Below are 19,508 nucleotides of genomic sequence, written 5' to 3' on the forward strand. Positions count from 1 at the left end.
CTCTTAATTTNTAAATCTACGTCTTAGATAAAAAGTATCCGGCAAAACATAAAAACCAGGCTGCACAATTCAAATTAAATGTCACCATTAGGTATAGCAACAAGTTCTTCTACTATTAACTCTACCTCATCAAATAACCGAGGTACACTTTGGCTGTTACTAGTGGGAGTAAATAACTATCAGGATGAGCAACTACCCAACCTTAATTACCCAGCAATAGATTGTCAGGGTTTAGCAAATTCCCTTACAAATCTTACAGGAGAATTTAATCATAAAGAGATAAAGATTTATCACGATTTAGCACCCCACGGTCCTTGTTTAGAAAATGTGCGTAAGTCAATCAAAATCATTTCTCAACAAGCTAAATCAACAGATACCGTTCTATTTTACTTTTCAGGACATGGTGTAGTAGAATCCTCAACTCAACAAGCATTTTTATGTTTGTCACAAACCCAAAAATCAAACCTAGTAGATACGGCTTTTGGCATAAAAGAACTTTTACATTTATTAGCAAATTGTGCAGCTCAAAATCAATTAGTGTGGCTTGATGCTTGTCATAGTGGTGGAATGACACTGAGGGGAGCAACAACTGAAACCCTAATTAATCCCACACGAACACTAGTAGAGGTATTACAACAACAAGCCGCTCGTAGTAAAGGATTTTATGCATTACTTTCCTGCGATACAAATCAACAATCTTGGGAATTTAGTGAATTAGGTCATGGAGTATTCACTTACTACTTAATGCAAGGTTTGCAGGGTGAAGCTGCTGATTCCCAGGGTCTGATTTGTGCAGATAGTTTGTATCGATATGTATACCACAAAACGCTGCAATATATAGATAAGAAAAATCAACAATTACGATTGATCAATCAACAGAAAAAAAGTAAAGGTGAAACTCATTTATTTCATGAATATACCCTACAAACACCAAAGCGAATCGTAGAAGGAGTTGGGGAACTAGTTTTTGGAAAAAGTCAAAGTAAACTTATTGAAAATGTCTCTCGACGTATTGCTTTAGTTATTGAAGGAATCTCAGCTTCCCAGACAGCTTTGGATATTAGTAAGTTAATTGGGAAGAAAGGGGAATTTGAGGTTGAATATCTCCAAGCAGCGAAAACCTCTCCAGCGGAAATTCGAAGCGCAATTAAGCGTCATTTGCAAGCACCACAAACAGATACAACTTTGCTGTATCTCCAGGGGAAAATTGAGAAAAATGAAGCTGGGGGATGTCTGCTGTTAGGAGAAAAGATTCGTCTTGAGTGTTCCTGGTTAAAGCAAATCTTGCGCGATTGTCATAGTAAGCAGATTGTAATTCTGGATTGTTTAAAAACCCATGTAGATACTTTGCAGAGGCTTAACGCCGACGCCGCAGGCTCTGCAACGTCTCTAAAAAAGATATATGATGGCGCGTCTGTGCAAAATATTCATGATGGAACGTCTGTACAGAATTTGCGTGGATGTCTGCAGGAATGGGTTGAAATTTTACAGATGGATTCCCAGCAAGGACAGTGTTTAATTGGTTATGTTTCTCCGGTTTCAGAACCAGAACGCTTTGCTCGAAGCGTAGTCAAAACTTTAACAAATACCTTACCCACAGGTTTATCTGCTGCTGGAGCGATCGCAAAACTGCAATTAGAACTAGCGGGTAGTGAAAATCCTCTACAAGTATGGCTTACAGGAACCCAAGGAATTATTGAATTTATTCCTGCAACTAGTGATGGAAATAAAAATAAAACCCCATCTGCTTTAGATTTAGGATTTTGTCCTTATATGGGGTTAAATGCTTTCTCCGAACTCGACCATCAATATTTTTATGGTAGAGAAGCTTTAACTCAACAATTAATTAATCAAATTAACAGATCTGCCTTTCTGGGGGTGGTGGGTGCATCTGGAAGCGGAAAATCTTCAGTTGTCAGAGCAGGTTTAATTCCTGCATTGCAACAAGGAAAACAAATACCCAATAGCGAGCAATGGTTAATTAAATATTTGCGTCCTGGTGTAAACCCTTTAACAGCTTTAGCACAAGCATTTGCAGGATTCGTATTGGAGCGCGAGCTTAAATCTCAATCCCCCAATCTTCTGCTGGAAGGAATGCAGTATCTCGGGGTAGAAGGATTTGTTTATTGGTTGCGTAATCGACCCGAACCAATGGTAGTTTTGGTGATAGACCAATTTGAAGAATTATTTTCTCTAGCTGCACCTACAGAAACAGAACAGTTTTTAAATTTATTACTAGGAGCGATTGAATATGCTAGCGATCGCTTCAAATTAGTTATTACTTTACGAGCAGACTTTATTACTTCCTGTTTGGAAAATTCAGTATTAGCAGAATTATTACAGAATTCCAGTGTATTAGTTCCCCCCAACCTAACAGAAGAAGATTATCGTCGCGTAATTACTCAACCAGCGCAACAGGTAGGTTTAAACATTGAACCGGAACTTGTAGAAGTTTTGTTGCGGGAATTGGATCGCTCTGCAGGTGATTTACCTCTGTTAGAATTCGTTTTGGAACAACTATGGCAAAATCGAGTTAACGGAAAATTAACTTTACAAGCTTATCAAAAAAAACTCGGCGGAATTCAAGGAGCATTAGAACGTTCCTGTCAAGGAGTTTACGATAGATTAGAACCCCAAGCCAAGGAATGCGCTCAATGGATTTTTCTTTCCCTCACCCAATTAGGTGAAGGTACAGAAGATACTCGCAGAAGGGTTTTCAAATCAGAATTAATAGTTGAAAAATATCCCGCAGCATTAGTAGAAACAACTTTAAAAGCATTAACAGATGCCAAATTAATCGTTGTAAATTTAGAAGAAGACCAAAATACCCTTGGTGCGAGTCGAGGAAGTAATTTAGAAGCGCAAAATATTAAACAAAATAATATTAAACAAAATAATAAAGGAACACACCATAATTTAAATGTAGAGACGTTCCATGGAACGTCTCTACGGGATATGAAACAGGAAATAACCGTAGAAGTAGCCCATGAAATTTTAATACGTCACTGGTCAACCTTGCGATGGTGGTTAGAAGAAAACCGCAGTAGATTGCGATCGCAACGTCAAATCGAACAAGCAGCCCATCTGTGGAAAGATAATAACAAACAAGATGATTTTTTGTTACAGGGAGTGCGATTAGCAGAAGCAGAAGATATTTATATTAAGTACACCTCAGAATTATCCCTTGATGTCCAAAGATTTATCGAAGCTTGTTTAGAAGAAAGAAAACGACTACAGCAGCAAGCAAAAAACAGACTAAAAAAAGCCCGCAGGGTTGCGATCGGAATGACAATATTGGGGATAACAGCTTGTGGTTTTGCTGGTTTAACTTATTGGACGAGTAGAAAAGCTCAGTTACGAGAAGTTGAAGCTTTAAATTTTTCTTCCCAGGCAAATTTAATGTCGAATCAGCAATTAGAAGCATTAATTACTAGCGTTAAAGCTGGAGAACGGCTGAAAAAAATAATTGCTGTACCAAAAAATATCCGGACAAAAACAGAAAATACACTACAACAAGCTTTATCAATTCAAGAACGTAATCGCTTTGAGGGACACACTGATACAATTACCAATGTTACCTATAGTCCTGACAATCAGATAATTGCTTCAGCTAGTGACGATGGAACAGTCAAGCTTTGGAGTGCCGATGGTGGATTGTTAAAAACTTTAGAAGGACACGAAGACGCTGTTAACAGTGTTAGTTTTAGCCCTGATGGTAAGACGATCGCAACTGCTAGTTTTGATAAAACTGTCAAATTGTGGAGAACTAGCGACGGAAAAAATATCAGGACTTTGAAAGGACATTCAGCTGAAGTCTGGAGTTTAGTGTGGTTTCCGACAGGTGATAAAATTGCTTCATCTGGAGCGGGACAAGATCCAACAATTAGAATTTGGCGAGTGAGTGACGGTAGCTTATTAGATATTCTTAAAGGACATGATAATAGAATCAATAGCCTAGCTTTAAGTGCCGATGGTAAAATCCTGGCTTCAGCAAGTAAAGATAAAACTATCAAACTTTGGCAAATTAGTGATGCTAGCTTGCTTAGAAGCCTTGAGCATAAAGCTGAAGTTTACAGTGTAGCTTTTAGTCCGAAAAATCAGGTTCTAGCTTCAGGAAGCGCGGACAAAACCATTAAGTTATGGGGTGAAGATGGGACTTTACTCGAAACAACTTCCGGAGCACATAGGGCTGCAGTCTTAAGTGTAAAATTTAGCGTTGATGGTAAAACTTTAGCTTCAAGCAGCATTGATGGCACAATTAAACTTTGGAATCCCGAGAATGGAAATTTAAGTTTAGTAGAAACCTTCAAAGGACACAATAATGGCGTCTACAGCGTAGCTTTAAATCGAGACAATCAAACTTTAGTCTCTGCAGGTGCAGATAAAACTTTAAGGATTTGGCATCGCCAGAATAATCTGCTAAAAACTTTACGAGGACATGGTGGTGCGATCTACAGTGTAAAATTTCATCCTCAAGGAAATCTCATAGCTTCTGCAGGTGAAGATAATGATATCAAGGTTTGGAATTTACCAAAGGGAAATCTGCACAAAACTTTACCAGGTTATAGTAATTCTTCGAGATTTGGTCATTTTTTTGGCGTTTATACTATGAGTTTTAGTCCAGATGGTGAGGTTTTAGCATCTGCTGGTGGTGACAAAACTGTGAAACTTTGGCAAACTCGCGAAGGTTATGGAATAAAGAACCTGGAAGGACACAGACATCAAGTTAATAGTCTGAGTTTTAGCCCAGATGGTAAGATTTTTGCTTCAGCTAGTGCTGATAAAACTGTAAAAATTTGGAATACGGACAAACTATCTTTACTTGACATCATTAAAAGACATGAAGATGAAGTTTTGGGAATAACTTTCAGTCCCAATCGTAATATCTTTGCAACAGCGAGCAGAGATAAGACCATTAAAATTTGGCAGATAAATGTTCCTACAATAGGTCTTCAAGAAGAAAAATTACCTCAAAAATTAGAAGTGGTATTACTCAGAACTCTCAAAGGACATAAAAGTGCAGTTAATGCAGTAAGCTTCAGTCCTGACGGTAAAATTCTTGCATCTGCAAGCTTGGATCAAACTATCAAACTTTGGGAAGTGGAGAAAGGTAGTTTATTGGAAACCTTGAGGGGACATACAAATTCAATTTTTAGTGTAACTTTTAGTCCTGACAGTAAATTGATTGCTTCAGCAAGTAACGATCGCACTATAGGAATATGGAATCCCCAGGGTAGAAAACTTAAAACCATTACGGGACATGAAATTTCCATATATGACGTAAGTTTTAGTCCTGACAGTAAAACTATTGCTTCTAGCGGTTCCAATGGTGAGGTTAGAATTTGGAGTTTAGACAGCAAACAACTGCAAACTTTAGATTTAGATCGTCTTTTAGTTCGCAGTTGCGGTTTGCTGAAGAATTATCTAAAGACTAACTCTGAATTAAAAGATGAAAAAGGTGTTTGTTCTGATATTCCTAAAGTAAAGAAATAATGAGTAATGATAAATCAAAATTCTTTAAAATTGAATCTAAGTGCTCGTGAAGCTTGAATTAGTTAACATTCCTCATTACTTGTGAATTCGCACCATTCTCGGTTTTTTATGGGTTTGGAGGGTTGGATGGTGGTTCAGATGGTTTACGTTGACCTTTAAATCCTAATTGTTGAATTTCAGATTGTAAATCTTTGTGGTTTGTGTTTTTATTTTTGTTTGTGTTTGAGTTTGTCATTGTTTTTCCCTAATCCTTGCAATAAATGTTTGAAAAATTTAATCTTTGACGAACTGATCGAATGCCGACTCCATGTCTGCAATCCGATTAATAAGTAAAAAATAATAGATAGATAAAACTAAGGTAAATACTTGTTTGTATATACTCAGTAACTACTGATGTATAACTGTGAAGTAACCTTTCATTAGCTCTATAGGTGTAGTTCTACTTTTTTATGCAGCGGTGCATTTTTTGTAGGATATTTTATACTTCAGGGTCGGGAAACCGTATTTCTGAAAATTATCCATACTTACTATTTTTTTGGCACAAATAACTCTTTACTGGTTTTCAAATCCATATGGAGCAAGACTTTCAGTAAAAATAGCAAATAGTAAATTATCGAAACACATAACTTTAAAATGTTGTAATGCAAAATTATTCTTCAGACTTTGATGACAAAAGAATATATTCATTAGTTCCGAAATTTCAATATGTAATCATCAAATTTATCCAGGTGTGACAATTTTAAATTCGTCCACATCTATGCGAATAAATATGTCAATCAAATAGCGATATTTTTTATAGTCAAGTGTGACAACTTAAAACCTGTCTTTTTTATCCGTAAAAACACCATACAAAGATGAAAATACGAAATAAAGGTAGTTAGGCTCAGACGCCATATCCAAACGCATTTTGCTATGCTTTGTGGATACCTATTCCTTTTGGTAGATAATACAGCAAAATAACATACTTTATTGGAGAAAATCGTTATATCTACAAAGGACTCGTAGTCCGTAAATTAATAAATATAAGACGGTGCGTTACAGACTTACGTCCCAACACACCCTACGATTACATCTTTAATTGATTGGAACTTATTACCAATTTTATGTGAAAATTATCGTTCATTTATGAAGTAAAATGTCACCACTCGGTATTGCAACCAGTTCTTCGACTCACACCTCGCGCACAGACCAAGGTAAACTTTGGATACTGTTGGTGGGAGTAAATGCATACCAGGATGAGAAATTACCAAAACTAAGTTATTCCGCAGTTGATTGTCAGGGTTTAGCTGAAGCCTTAGCTGCTACTGAAGGTAGATTTACAGCCAAGGAAGTTAATATCTATCACGATTCCGCTCCGGAGAAACCTACTCTCGGTAATACAGTTGCTTGTCTGGAAAAAATTACCGCCTTAGTTCAACCCCAGGATACCATCCTATTCTATTTTTCCGGCCATGGAATTCTTGACCTGGAAACAAATCAAGCAATTTTATGTTTGACAGATACTAAAAAAGATAATTTATTAACAACGGGTTTACCCTTAGAAAAATTATTACAATCATTAACTAGTAGTGCGGCTCATCAGCAGTTAGTCTGGTTAGATGCTTGTCATAGCGGTAGCATCAACTTGATATCCCAATCGAATCCCACACCGCAGTTTATCCAAGTATTACGACGACGTGCAGAAAAAAGTAAAGGTTTTTATGCTTTACTTTCCTGCGATCGCGGACAACAGTCTTGGGAATTTCCCGAGTTAGGACATGGTGTCTTTACATATTATTTAATTCGAGGATTGCAAGGGGAAGCTGCAGATATTCAAGGAGCAATTGATATTGATACACTTTATCGATATGTTTATCATCGAACATTACAATATATTGATAAAACAAATCAATTTCTACGGCTGATTAATCAACAAAAAAGAGGAAAAGGTGAAACCGAACTATTTTCGGAATATTCCTTACAAACTCCCAAAAGAATAGTTGAAGGTGTGGGAGAGTTAATTCTTGGTTACAAACAATCAGAAGTAAAAAAAAATCGTCAACGACAAGCAGTAATTGTCGATGGTTTACCTGGAAGTAAAAGTATATTATCCCTCACCAAGTTACTTAGTGGTATCGCTGATTTTGAATTACATTATTTAACCTGTAATGGAGATAATGCAGCAGATTTCCGCGAATCTATTCAAGATTATTTACAAATAAATCAAGTAGAACACAATCGGATCGAAAACAATTATAAATTAAGATCTAGGCAATTAGAAGCAGGAGAAACAGTATTACTATATTTACGGGGAAAAATAATCCAAACTCCTGATGGAGAAACAGTATTATTGTTAGGAGATCGAGAAAATAATATAACTCTAAGTCGTTCTTGGTTAAGACAACAACTAAGACATTCCCCCTTCAGACAACAAATTATCCTTTTGGACTGTCCCGAAGCAGAAGATTTAAAGAATTGGGTAGAAGATTTAGAGTTAACCCCACTCCAAGGACAATGTTTAATTGCTGCTGCTTCCAAAAAAGATGACCCAGAACAGTTTGCTCGAACTTTATTAGATACTTTAAGTGCAACATCAGACCCCAATGGTTTATCTGTAGCAGCTTGGATCGCTCAGCTGCAAATATCTCTGGTTAATTCCTTACCTTTACATATTTGGTTATCTGGAGTTAGGGGAGTAATTGAAATTATCCCCGCAAGTAGGGATTTATCGGGATGGGAAGAATCAGAAGGTTTTGATTTAGGAATTTGTCCCTATAAAGGTTTAAGAGCATTTACAGAAACCGACGCTCAATATTTCTTTGGACGAGAAACCCTTACCCAAAAAATCATTAATCAATTAAACCAACAATCATTTTTAGCAGTAGTTGGAGCATCCGGAAGTGGTAAATCTTCAGTTGCTCGTGCTGGATTAATCGCCCAATTACGCTTAGGAAAACAAATTCCAAATAGTGAAAATTGGTGGGTTAGAACTTTAATTCCCGGTATCAAACCCTTAGAAAATTTAGCACGGGTACTCCAAGAGGAAAAAAATTCTATATCTCCACCACATCTTTTACTGGAAGGAATCCAATACCTTGGAGTAGAAAGTTTTGTTTATTGGTTACGCAGTCGTCCCGAACCAATGGTAGTTCTGGTCGTAGATCAGTTTGAAGAATTATTTACTTTAACAGCAGACCTAGAACGGGAGAAGTTTTTAGAACTATTATTGGGAGCGTTGGAATATGCTGCTGACAAATTTAAGTTAGTAGTAACATTACGAGCAGACTTTATGGCTGCGGGTTTAGAAATACCCAAGTTAGCAACATTACTACAACAATCTCATATTTTGGTTCCGCCGCAAATGCATGAAGATGATTACCGTCAGGTAATTGTTAAACCCGCAGAACAAGTTGGTTTGCAAGTGGAACCGGAATTAGTAGAAGTTTTATTGCAAGATTTGCAACATTCAGCTGGCGATTTACCCCTATTAGAATTTGTTTTAGAACAATTGTGGGAATATCGCAGTAACGGAAAACTTACTTTATCAGCTTATCAAAAACAAGTTGGTGGAATTTCTGGAGCCTTAGAACGTAAAGCTCAAGCAGTATATGACAGTTTAGACCCAGAAGGACAAGCTTGTGCAAAATGGATCTTTTTAACATTAACCCAACTAGGAGAAGGAACCGAAGACACCAGGAGACGGGTCTTAAAATCAGATTTGAAAGCGAAAAAATATCCACCCAAACTAGTCGAAAAGACCCTACAGACATTGACCGCAGCTAAATTAATTGTGGTGAATCTGGAAAATAACGGTTTCATCGGTGAAAGTCGCGGTACAGCTCCACAAAGCGATAGCAGTGAAAATACAGAAATCCACCAGGATCCAGATGTAGAGACACAACATGATAAAAATCTAGAAATCCACCAGGATCCAGATGCAGAAACACAACATGATAAAAATGTAGAGACGTTGCATGCAACGTCTTTACAGGATATAAAACAGCAGGTAACAGTAGAAGTCGCCCACGAAGTATTAATTCGTCGCTGGTCAACCCTAAAATGGTGGTTAGAAGAAAATCGATCGCGGTTGCGTTTACAAAGACAAATCGAACAAGCAGCCCAATTATGGAAAAATAATTCTCAGCAACCTGATTTTTTATTACAAGGGGTACGTTTAGCAGAAGCAGAAGAAATTTACATCAAATATACCGATGAATTATCCGGTGATATTCAGGAATTTATCGAAACCTGTTTAGAAGCTCGACGATCGCAACAATTACAAATCCAGCGTCGTCAAAGAATCGTCAAAATTACCGCAGGTGCGATCGGGACATTGGGAATAGTTGCTTGTATATTTGGTGGTGTCGCTTACCAACAATCCCAAAAAATTCGTCTCCAAGAAATTACAGCTTTAAATTCTTTGTCGGAAAACTTTGTACTCTCAGATAAGTCCTTAGAAGCATTATTAACCAGCGTCAAAGCTAATCAACATCAGCAAGAACTGAGTTTTATTCCAGAAAAATTACGTCAAACCAGCGAAAATAATTTAAGTAGAGCACTAGCTTATCTTCAAGAACGCAATCGTTTAGAAGGACATGAATCTTGGGTTAGTGGGGTAAGTTTTTCCCCAGATGGTCAAATTATCGCTTCTTCTGGTGCCGATAGAACTATCAAATTATGGCAAAGTAACGGTAAGTTAATTCGTAGCTTTGTTGCTGACGATGTTGCCACAATTAATATTACTTTTTCCCCAGATGGTAAAATCGTAGCCTCTGCGGGTGCCGATGGAACCATTAAATTGTGGGATATTAACGGTAAATTATTGCAAACATTTACAGGTCACCAGAAAACAGTAAATAGCATTCAATTTTCTTCCGATAATAAAACCCTGATTTCTGCAAGCAGTGACCGCACCATCAAAATTTGGAATCGAGATGGAATTTTGCTTGAGACTATATCCGGACATACCCAAGGAGTAAACGCAGCAATATTTTCACCAGACGGTAAAACCATTGCATCTGCTAGTGATGATGGAACCGTTAAACTGTGGGATTTAAACGGTAAATTACTGCAAACATTTACAGGACATACCAGCGGAGTCATTAGTGTTAACTTTAGTCCTAACAGTAAAAATATTGTATCGAGCAGTAACGACAAAACTATTAAAATATGGAATCTTGCAGGTCAACTGCTAACAACAATTACAGGACATCAAGGTGGTGTCAGCAATGCAATTTTTACCCCCGACGGTCAAGCAATAATTTCTGTGAGCGCCGATAAAACCATTAAATTATGGGATTTAAAAGGTTCTTTAATCGAAACCTTAAAAGGACATACCCATGAAGTTAACAACTTAAGTTTGCATCCCAACGGTAAAACTTTAGCTACCGTCAGCGACGACCACACAGTCAGAATTTGGGAAATTGATAACCTACTGATAAGAACCTTACGGGGACATACAGGTGAAGTTAACAACGTCAGTTTTACCCCAGACAACAAACAAATCATCTCCACCGGAGACGATCGCACCGCTAGAATTTGGAATCGTCAAGGAAAACTATTGCAAACATTAACATCTTCCATCCCTGATATTAGCAGTTTTGCCTTCAGCCCAGATCGGAAATTATCTGTGATTGGAAGAGCTAACGGTGCGATCGCAATCCAGAAAAATGATGGTAAAAGCCAATTAAAAACCTTAACAGCACACCAAGACCCGGTTATTAACATTAACTTTAGCCCCGACGGTAAAACCTTTGCTTCCGCAGCAGGTGACGGTACAGTTAAAATTTGGGATGTTGAAGGTCGCCTATTACATACCCTGAAAGGACATACAGGTTGGGTAACCCAAGTTAAATTTAGTCCCCAAGGAGATATGATTGCTTCGGCTGGAGCCGATAAAATTATTAAATTGTGGAGTAAAGAAGGAAAATTACTGAAAACCTTAAAAGGTCATAAAAGTAGTGTTTGGTCATTAATTTTCCATCCCCAAACCGATATTATCGCCTCCGCAGGACAAGACCAAAACATTATTTTCTGGGATCGCAACGGTAAAATTATTAAAACTCTCAAAGGACACCAAGGTTTAATAAATACCATCGATTTTTCCCCAGATGGTAAAATGCTTGCTTCAGCAAGTGACGATGATACGATCAAAATTTGGGATTATCCCACAGGTCACTTACTCAAAACCATTACCGGACATAGCGGAAACGTCCGGGGAATTAACTTTAGTCCCAACAGTAAAATTTTGATTTCCGGAAGTAGCGATCGCACTATCAAATTGTGGAATTTAGCATCAATTATCGAAAATTCTGCAGAGCAACGGGATAAACTTCTAGAAAAGGGATGTTTGACGATAAAAAATTACCTCGAGAATAATCCGAATATTACCCCCGAAGATCGAGAAATTTGCCAGTAACGGATGAGATTGATAAGGAATGAAGTAAACAAAAAATAAATAAAAAATTATTGTAAGGTGTGTTAGACGTACGATTATATTTCACCCATAACCGATAACCATTTGAGCCTCTAAGGTACTATCGAATGGTGTAGCACAGGTAATAAGGTTAGGACATGTTTAACTTTTAACTTTTAACTTTTGACTTGTAATTATGTACGGAGCAGACCCCACAGACAAACATCCAATGAAGGGATTTCCCCAAATCTGCTTCATCAAAAATACTGTATCTAATCCTAAGATTATTATTGGTGATTACACTTATTACGACGACCCCGAAGATTCAGAAAACTTTGAGCGCAACGTTCTTTATCATTATCCCTTCAGCGAAGACAAATTAATCATCGGCAAATTTTGCGCTTTAGCTAGAGGCGTAAAATTTATCATGAACGGTGCTAATCATAAAATATCTGGATTCTCTACCTATCCCTTTCAAATTTTTGGTAATGGTTGGGAAAAAGTAACCCCTCAACCCCATGAATATCCTTTTAAAGGTGATACCGTAGTTGGTAACGATGTTTGGATCGGTTATGAGTCGGTAATTATGCCCGGTATAAAAATTGGCGATGGAGCAATTGTTGCTGCTAAATCAGTAGTTGTAAGTGATGTTCCACCCTACACTGTTGTTGGGGGAAATCCAGCCAAAGCAATCAGAAAACGGTTTAATGACGACGTTATCAAAACATTACTAGAAATTGCTTGGTGGGACTGGAATATAGAGAAAATTTCCCAGAATTTAGAGAAAATCGTCGCTGCTGATATTGATGTTCTCAAATCCGTCGCTGATATTTGAAATAATTATTTGCAGTTATTAACACTCCATCACCGAGTATATCGTACTACATTTGTGAAGAATGAATATAAGAACGTTTCTATCACTCGCACTTGCACTCGGCGTATCTGCCTGCATTAGCTTGCAGGTCGCATTCAGTAGTAGCGCTCCGAAACCAGCAGCCGAGCCAAACTTCAAGGTTGTCTTGACGTCCGAAGTCAATTGGGAGCCGCTCAACCCCGCCCGCGGTGACAAAAGCCCGATGGCTGGCACTCTCTGGGGCGATCGCACCGGTCCTGGACCATCAGGATTTCTCCTTAAGCCAGTGGACGGCTTCAAGTCGCCACCTCATATTCACAATACTATTTACCGCGGAGTGGTCATTAGTGGCACCATCCACAATGACGATCCTAATGCCGAGGAAATGTATATGCCGACGGGTTCTTTCTGGACGCAGCCAGCCGGAGGTGTGCACATTACTGCAGCAAAAGGTAGTAACACCATAGCATACATAGAAGTTGAGGATGCATTTGGAGTTCTTCCCCCTGAGGAGGCATTTTATAGTAAAGACAAGCCGATTAACGTGGACGCATCGAACATCGTTTGGATCGATCAGCCCGGAATGCAAGCCTCAGCCGATGGACCAAAGGTAGCTTTTCTTTGGGGTAACCCGCAGGACAATCAGTTGAATGGGACCCTTGTCAAACTACCAGCTGAATTTACTGGAAAAATACGCAGCCACGGCTCGACATTTCGTGCTGTGGCGATCCAGGGTCGACCCAAGCACCGGGTTCCGGGCAAGATCGATGTCAAGACCATGGAGCCGGGAAGTTATTTCAGTTCCAAAGGAGAGTCAGTGCATCAGGTCTCGTGCGAAAGGGGAGAGGAGTGCATCATGTACGTGCGCATGAAAGGCAAGTTTGACGTCATTTCGACGCAGCCCAAGAAGTAGCCGCAACCGATTCGTGCAATCACTACATTACCAAAAAAACTAAATTGAGTGTAACAGCGAACATATTCAAAAAATTGATACATAGCAGTGTTTTTTGAAGTTGATATTAAATAATAAAGTAAAGCATAATCAGGATGAAGAGCATCCAAAATGGCAAAAGACGTTTTCCATCAACAAGTTAAAAGTGCGTTAATCAAAGATGGATGGAAGATAACCCACGATCCCCTTACGATCCGCATAAGTGAAGCAGTCAAATTACAAATTGACTTAGCAGCAGAAAGTGCGATCGCAGCAGAACGAGACTCCGAAAAAATTGCTGTAGAAATAAAAAGCTTTATAGGAGATTCAGATATTAGTGCATTTCATACAGCTTTGGGTCAATATCTTAATTATTTTCAAGCACTAGAAGAGCAAGAACCAGAGCGAATTGTTTATTTAGCTATTCCCATTGAAACTTATCAGGATTTTTTTCAGCTTTCTTTTATCCAACGTTCTCTGAAACGTTACCAAGTCAAATTAATGATTTACGATCCTAAATTGGAGGAAATAAAGAAATGGATAAGATAGAACAATATCGACAATTTATCAAGGAAATCTTGACAGAACACGCCCAAATTTCAACTACTACTGATTCCGTAAAAGCGGAGTTAATATTTGATTCCGAACATGACCATTATCAACTAGCCTATGTTGGTTGGCAAGGAGATAAACGAGTATTTGGTCCTGTAATGCACTTTGATATTCAAGATGGTAAAATTTGGATTCAATATAATGGTACAGAAGAATCTATAGCTAAAAGATTGGTAAATATGGGTGTGCCGAATTCAGATATAGTTTTGGGTTTTCATTCCTCTTTTAAGCGCCAATTTTCCCCTTATGCGGTTGGTTAAAAATCTTTAGAATAATATTGATTATTTTCTAGGGAGATAATGAGAAGACTACTTGACCGGAAGAATAATAGTCTTAGTCACAAATAAGTTTGAGAATATGCAATTTGAGCGAATTGAAACCGATAGATTAAAAGGTGAAAGAATATGCAATGAGCATTGGAAATTATTGCTTGAAATGACTTCTAATTTAGAAGTGATGGCGACATTGGGAGGAACTTTGAGCAAAGAAAAAGTAAAAGCAAAAATGAAATATAATTGCGAACAATGGGAAAATTATGGACATGGTCAATGGATATTCTGTGATAAGGAAACTGAAGTCTTTGTCGGACGTGGTGGTATCAGGAGGGTCGTCGTAAATAATCGGAAAGAAGTTGAACTTGGTTACGCACTGATGCCAGAATTTTGGGGAAAAGGTTTGGCGGTAGAAATAGGGGAAAAAGCCTTATCAATTGCATTTGATGAATTTTTTTATCCAAGCGTGGTTGCTTATACCTTAGTTACGAACAAAAAATCTGAAAGAGTAATGCAAAAAATTGGGTTTGTATTTGAGAAAAATATTATGCACGCTGACATCCCACATATTTTGTATAGGTATCAAAACCCCAATTTCAGCTAATATTTTTCACACAATAACTCAATAGTATGTACAAATTTGCTGCAGCTTCCCCAAAGGAAACTATTGTGTTTGGTTCTGCAAGACCTGGATACAGTAGTGACCGGGTGAATGAGTGGATTAAGTTTATGCAAGGTCAAAATATTAAACATGTTTGCTGTTTACTTTCCCAGACTCAACTCGATCGCTATTCAGATTTGCTTGGAATTTACCGACAGAAATTTGGAACGGACCGGGTTTGCTGGTCACCGATTGAGGATTTTCAACTCGCTGATCGCCAAACGTTAACCCAAGAAATATTACCGTTTTTGCCGAACTGCGATTATCGCCAAAATGAAAAAGTAGTAGTTCACTGCTCTGGGGGAATCGGACGCACGGGACATGTTTTAGCCGCATGGTTAGTCGCGCAACGGGGATTTTCTAATAAAACTGCAATTGAAACTGTGAGAAAAACTGGAAGAGATCCCTATGAAGCGGTATCTTTTGCTCTCCTTAAAGGTCGAAATCCAAAGAAAGTTATGGCAGAATTAAACGCACTTCTAGATTATTGTCGTGATGCTACGGAAACTTACAGCCCAAAATTTATTGCGGATGGACAATGAAACAATTATTCAAAATTATGATTTAGCTCATCTAAGACAACAAAAACTTATATTTAATTCTTGTTCGAATAACTAACCAATCTTCATATTGTTTTTCCATTACTTCTTCAGCAAGCCCTAATTAAATGCAGCGTGTTGTTGCTGATTAACCCAAGTAATTTTACTTAACCAAAGCTACTTTATTGAATTGTGAATGAAATCCAAGAGTTCTCCAACAGTACAAGCCACAGGATCTGAATCACCGAAACTATTGCTAAACGACGGGGGATATCTCTTAACCGACCCCAATATATTATCTGGTATTTCAATGTCAAATTCTTCTTCCAACGCCATCGCAAGCTCAAAAGTATCAAGTTCATCAGCTCCCAAATCATTTGAGATATGAGCATTTAACTTAATTACATCTAAATCTACGGATAACTGCTCGCTGATTATATTTTGGACTTTAAAAAAGAGATCGGACATGCTTGTATCTCTTTTAGACTCGTTAAGTTTTCTAGCCAACTCAATCAAGCGATTTTGCTTTTGCTTTTCTGCTTGTGCTCTTTTTTGATTTTCTTGTACGCTTTGTAGAGCTTCCTCAGCTTTTTGAGACTGTAAACGCTTGTAAGCAATGGCTTTCTCCTTTGCGATACGCGTTTTCAATACTTCGATGTGAGAGTTAATAGTATCGCATGCAAAAGAGAATTCAAGCTTGTGCCCACTCTCGTGATAAATTTTTGTCGCAATCTTATAAACAATCTCATCACGTTTGGAAGTAAGAGAGTTCAACCCCTCCTCTGTAAATGGTACAGTATCATTTAGATAAGTACTGATTACTTGTTTCAGGATGTCTAGCTCATAGGCTTTATCATCCATACTCATTTGAACTTCTCCTAAGCTGCATAACTAAATCAAATTTAAGCAACTCTAAAATTAGTATAACAATCTACTTCAGTTGAATGCTTTTTCCTTGAGAGGAACTTCAGATTAAAGTGCGGTAATGAGTTATTTGATCCATTGCATTTGTGCTTAAGATCAAGTACTAAAAAATAATTTAATCCGATCTTAAGTAAGTAGGCGAGAAAAAAGTAAACTATGTAAATAAATATAAAATATCTGTATTTTTCTAGTAGTAGCGCTTTAGCGCTAAAGCGCTATTACAAACAAGTTATGATTTTTCTTACTAACGTACTTAATAAGATTATATGCTTGAATTTTAGCTTGCCTTGAATATTAGTTCTCAACACCAGGGCGAACGCATCTTGTCAATAAAAATGCCATTTTCTCAATAAAACCGTATTTTTCCGCATTAAATCCTATTAATTGAGAATCTATGGTCTGAAATTTTTTACCTTCCATACACGGTTAAAACAATGAGACTAACGAAAAATCTTATTTTTACGTCAATTGCATAAATCAAAGTTTTTGTCCATTTATTTTTGTTAATTTTAGATACGTTTGCCCTGTTCTCAACACCCCAAATCTCTTGTTAGTCTACTGTCAGATGATGACTAATCAAACAATGTTAAAAGTATTTGCTGATAGGGGTGGAACATTCACAGATATTGTTGCTGCTACTAATGACCAAGGGATTATCGATCGACTTGTAACCCATCCCCAACGTTTTTTAATTGTTCCTCTTCCTAACCAACAATGGGTAATCGTTTATAAATTACTTTCAGAAAATCCCGAACAATATCAAGATGCTGCGATTCAAGGTATTCACGATATTCTCGGACTTTCAAGGAACGAAGCCATTCCCACCGCAGCAATTGAAGTAGTAAAAATGGGAACTACAGTCGCAACCAATGCACTCTTAGAAAGAAAAGGAGACCGGGTTGCGCTTTTAATTACCAAAGGTTTCAAAGATGCTTTGCGAATTGGTTACCAAAATCGTCCTGATATCTTTGCTCGTCAAATAATTTTACCTACAATGCTTTACGAGGAGGTAATCGAGGTCGAACAAAGGTATGATGCTCGAGGTAATGAATTAATTCCACTCAATGTTGAACGAGTAAGGAAAAACTTACAAGCGGTTTACGATGGGGGAATTCGTAGTTGTGCTATAGTTTTCATGCATAGCGATCGCTATCCTTCCCACGAACAACAGGTAGCCCAAATCGCCCAAGAAATCGGATTTACGCAGATATCTGTGTCCCATCAAGTCAGTCCTCTGATGAAATTGGTTAGCAGGGGAGATACAACAGTTGTCGATGCATACTTAACTCCAATACTGCGTCGCTATGTTAACCAAGTCGCTAGTAAATTACCCGGAGTCAAACTCATGTTTATGAAGTCTGACGGGGGTTTAGTTGCAGCGGAACAATTCCAAGGAAAAGATAGTATTTTAAGCGGTCCAGCTGGGGGGATTGTCGGCGCAGTACAAACTAGTAAAAGGGCGGGTTTTGAGAAGATAATCACTTTTGATATGGGTGGAACCAGTACAGATGTCGCCCACTTCAAAGGAGAATACGAACGTCAACTAGAATCGGAAATCGCCGGAGCGCGGATGCGAGTTCCCGTCTTAGCAATTAATACCATTGCAGCAGGTGGCGGTTCAATTTTATTTTTCGATGGTTCTAGTTATCGCGTGGGACCAGAATCTGCAGGTTCAAATCCCGGACCTGCTTCTTACCGACGTGGGGGACCATTAACAGTAACCGATGCTAATGTGATGTTAGGAAAAATTCATCCCCAATATTTTCCAGCTGTTTTTGGAGTTGATGGTAATTTACCTTTAGATAAAGATATCGTCACTGAGAAATTTGCTCAACTAGCTCAAGATATTGCAGCAACAACCGGAAACACTTCTACACCCGAACAAGTAGCAGCTGGATTTATTGCGATCGCAGTCGAAAATATGGCAAATGCAATCAAAAAAATCAGTTTGCAACGGGGTTATGATGTCACTCAATACGTCCTTTGCTGTTTTGGTGGTGCTGGAGCGCAGGTAACTTGCTTAATAGCTGATACTTTAGGAATGACCAAGATATTTTTGCATCCTTATGCTGGGGTTCTCTCTGCTTATGGAATGGGTCTAGCAGATATCAGGGCGATGAGAGAAGCAGGAGTAGAAAAGGTTTTAGATAAAGAATTAGCTCCTGAGCTACAGCAGTTAATGAAAATTTTGGAGAAACGAGGGAAGGAGGAATTGAGTAACGGGGAAGTTAGCGCAGAGATATACGAACGGGAAATAATTAGAAAGCTTAATCTGAAGTATGAGGGGACAAGTTCAACTTTAAGCGTTGATTTTGTTGAAAATGTGGAAACGATGCGTCTTGATTTTGAGAAAGAGCATAAATTAAGGTACGGTTTCGTGCAATCGGAAAAAGCATTAATAGTAGAATCAGGCTCAGTCGAAGTGATTCAGAAAATGGATACTCCCGCAGAACCTTTAATTAGTCGTACCCGTGGAGTAGATGAAATTCCTACACCAGTTGAAATAGTAAAGATGTTTAGTGTGGATCGATGGTACGATACTCCGGTTTATCGACGGGAAGACTTGCAACCGGGGGATGCTATTAAAGGTTCTGCAATTATTGTAGAAAAAATTAGCACCATTGTAGTTGAGCCGGAATGGGAAGCAAAGTTAACCGAACGCAATCATTTGATATTAGAGCGTATTGCTTAATACCATTTGTTTATGAATGTCCCGCTTCACCCCGAAACTCAGCTTCTGTTAATACACACATTGAGTTAGAAAAGTCCTATCCTACTGATACAACCACGGGTAAAATGTCACTAGCCATTCCCTAAAAAGTTCAACCT

At 38.1% G+C, this 19,508-nt stretch carries 11 protein-coding genes; 9 read left to right on the forward strand and 2 right to left on the reverse strand.

Annotated features, from left to right (window positions below; translation table 11 throughout):
• Window positions 1-78: 78 nt before the first annotated feature.
• Window positions 79-5,493 carry an nSTAND1 domain-containing NTPase gene (locus tag BC008_RS42445; protein WP_027844322.1) on the forward strand — a complete coding sequence of 1,805 codons (5,415 nt, stop codon included), beginning with the start codon at window positions 79-81 and terminating at the stop codon, window positions 5,491-5,493.
• Between the two features lie 106 nt (window positions 5,494-5,599).
• On the opposite strand, the gene BC008_RS52385 is transcribed toward BC008_RS42445, so the two are convergent.
• On the reverse strand, window positions 5,600-5,728 hold the full coding sequence (locus tag BC008_RS52385) for a hypothetical protein (protein WP_268768280.1): 129 nt from the start codon (window positions 5,726-5,728) through the stop codon (window positions 5,600-5,602).
• Window positions 5,729-6,628: 900 nt separating this feature from the next.
• On the opposite strand from BC008_RS52385, the gene BC008_RS42450 reads away from it, so the two are divergent.
• The 7 genes from BC008_RS42450 to BC008_RS42480 all read left to right on the forward strand — a co-directional run bounded on the left by BC008_RS42450 (window position 6,629) and on the right by BC008_RS42480 (window position 15,758).
• A complete protein-coding gene (locus BC008_RS42450) occupies window positions 6,629-11,890 on the forward strand; it encodes an nSTAND1 domain-containing NTPase (RefSeq protein WP_027844321.1) in 5,262 nt (1,753 codons plus the stop codon).
• A gap of 193 nt (window positions 11,891-12,083) precedes the next feature.
• Entirely contained in the window at window positions 12,084-12,722 is a 639-nt protein-coding gene (locus tag BC008_RS42455) for a Vat family streptogramin A O-acetyltransferase (RefSeq protein WP_027844320.1), read from the forward strand.
• A 61-nt stretch (window positions 12,723-12,783) separates the two neighbouring features.
• Window positions 12,784-13,653 (forward strand): DUF4437 domain-containing protein, encoded by an 870-nt coding sequence (locus BC008_RS42460; RefSeq protein ID WP_036266221.1) that lies wholly within the window; start codon window positions 12,784-12,786, stop codon window positions 13,651-13,653.
• Window positions 13,654-13,803: 150 nt separating this feature from the next.
• Window positions 13,804-14,220: a XisH family protein gene (locus tag BC008_RS42465; protein ID WP_027844318.1), complete on the forward strand. Its 417-nt coding sequence runs from the start codon at window positions 13,804-13,806 to the stop codon at window positions 14,218-14,220.
• Window positions 14,208-14,543, forward strand: coding sequence for a XisI protein (locus BC008_RS42470; protein WP_027844317.1), 336 nt, complete (start codon window positions 14,208-14,210; stop codon window positions 14,541-14,543). Before BC008_RS42465 ends, BC008_RS42470 begins: the two co-directional genes overlap by 13 nt.
• A 97-nt stretch (window positions 14,544-14,640) precedes the next feature.
• A complete protein-coding gene (locus tag BC008_RS42475) occupies window positions 14,641-15,159 on the forward strand; it encodes a GNAT family N-acetyltransferase (protein ID WP_027844316.1) in 519 nt (172 codons plus the stop codon).
• 26 nt (window positions 15,160-15,185) lie between these two features.
• Complete coding sequence (locus BC008_RS42480; RefSeq protein ID WP_027844315.1) at window positions 15,186-15,758, forward strand: protein-tyrosine phosphatase family protein; 573 nt, start codon at window positions 15,186-15,188, stop codon at window positions 15,756-15,758.
• 174 nt (window positions 15,759-15,932) lie between these two features.
• Here BC008_RS42480 and BC008_RS52880 read toward each other — a convergent pair whose 3' ends face one another.
• Window positions 15,933-16,223, reverse strand: a complete 291-nt coding sequence (locus tag BC008_RS52880; RefSeq protein WP_082650731.1) for an acyl carrier protein — start codon at window positions 16,221-16,223, stop codon at window positions 15,933-15,935.
• Window positions 16,224-17,262: 1,039 nt separating this feature from the next.
• Between BC008_RS52880 and BC008_RS42490 the strand changes: the two genes are divergently transcribed.
• Window positions 17,263-19,371: a hydantoinase/oxoprolinase family protein gene (locus tag BC008_RS42490; RefSeq protein ID WP_027846406.1), complete on the forward strand. Its 2,109-nt coding sequence runs from the start codon at window positions 17,263-17,265 to the stop codon at window positions 19,369-19,371.
• The last annotated feature ends 137 nt before the right edge of the window (window positions 19,372-19,508 follow it).

Origin of the sequence: Mastigocoleus testarum BC008, from assembly GCF_001456025.1 — a bacterium.
GTDB classification, from domain to species: Bacteria; Cyanobacteriota; Cyanobacteriia; order Cyanobacteriales; family Nostocaceae; genus Mastigocoleus; species Mastigocoleus testarum.

Excerpts from the sequence above, each read along its gene's own strand:
- BC008_RS42445 (WP_027844322.1), top strand. The coding sequence starts at position 79 with ATGTCACCATTAGGTATAGCAACAAGTTCTTCTACTATTAACTCTACC.
- BC008_RS52385 (WP_268768280.1), bottom strand. The coding sequence starts at position 5,728 with ATGACAAACTCAAACACAAACAAAAATAAAAACACAAACCACAAAGAT.
- BC008_RS42450 (WP_027844321.1), top strand. The coding sequence starts at position 6,629 with ATGTCACCACTCGGTATTGCAACCAGTTCTTCGACTCACACCTCGCGC.
- BC008_RS42455 (WP_027844320.1), top strand. The coding sequence starts at position 12,084 with ATGTACGGAGCAGACCCCACAGACAAACATCCAATGAAGGGATTTCCC.
- BC008_RS42460 (WP_036266221.1), top strand. The coding sequence starts at position 12,784 with ATGAATATAAGAACGTTTCTATCACTCGCACTTGCACTCGGCGTATCT.
- BC008_RS42465 (WP_027844318.1), top strand. The coding sequence starts at position 13,804 with ATGGCAAAAGACGTTTTCCATCAACAAGTTAAAAGTGCGTTAATCAAA.
- BC008_RS42470 (WP_027844317.1), top strand. The coding sequence starts at position 14,208 with ATGGATAAGATAGAACAATATCGACAATTTATCAAGGAAATCTTGACA.
- BC008_RS42475 (WP_027844316.1), top strand. The coding sequence starts at position 14,641 with ATGCAATTTGAGCGAATTGAAACCGATAGATTAAAAGGTGAAAGAATA.
- BC008_RS42480 (WP_027844315.1), top strand. The coding sequence starts at position 15,186 with ATGTACAAATTTGCTGCAGCTTCCCCAAAGGAAACTATTGTGTTTGGT.
- BC008_RS52880 (WP_082650731.1), bottom strand. The coding sequence starts at position 16,223 with ATGTCCGATCTCTTTTTTAAAGTCCAAAATATAATCAGCGAGCAGTTA.
- BC008_RS42490 (WP_027846406.1), top strand. The coding sequence starts at position 17,263 with ATGTTAAAAGTATTTGCTGATAGGGGTGGAACATTCACAGATATTGTT.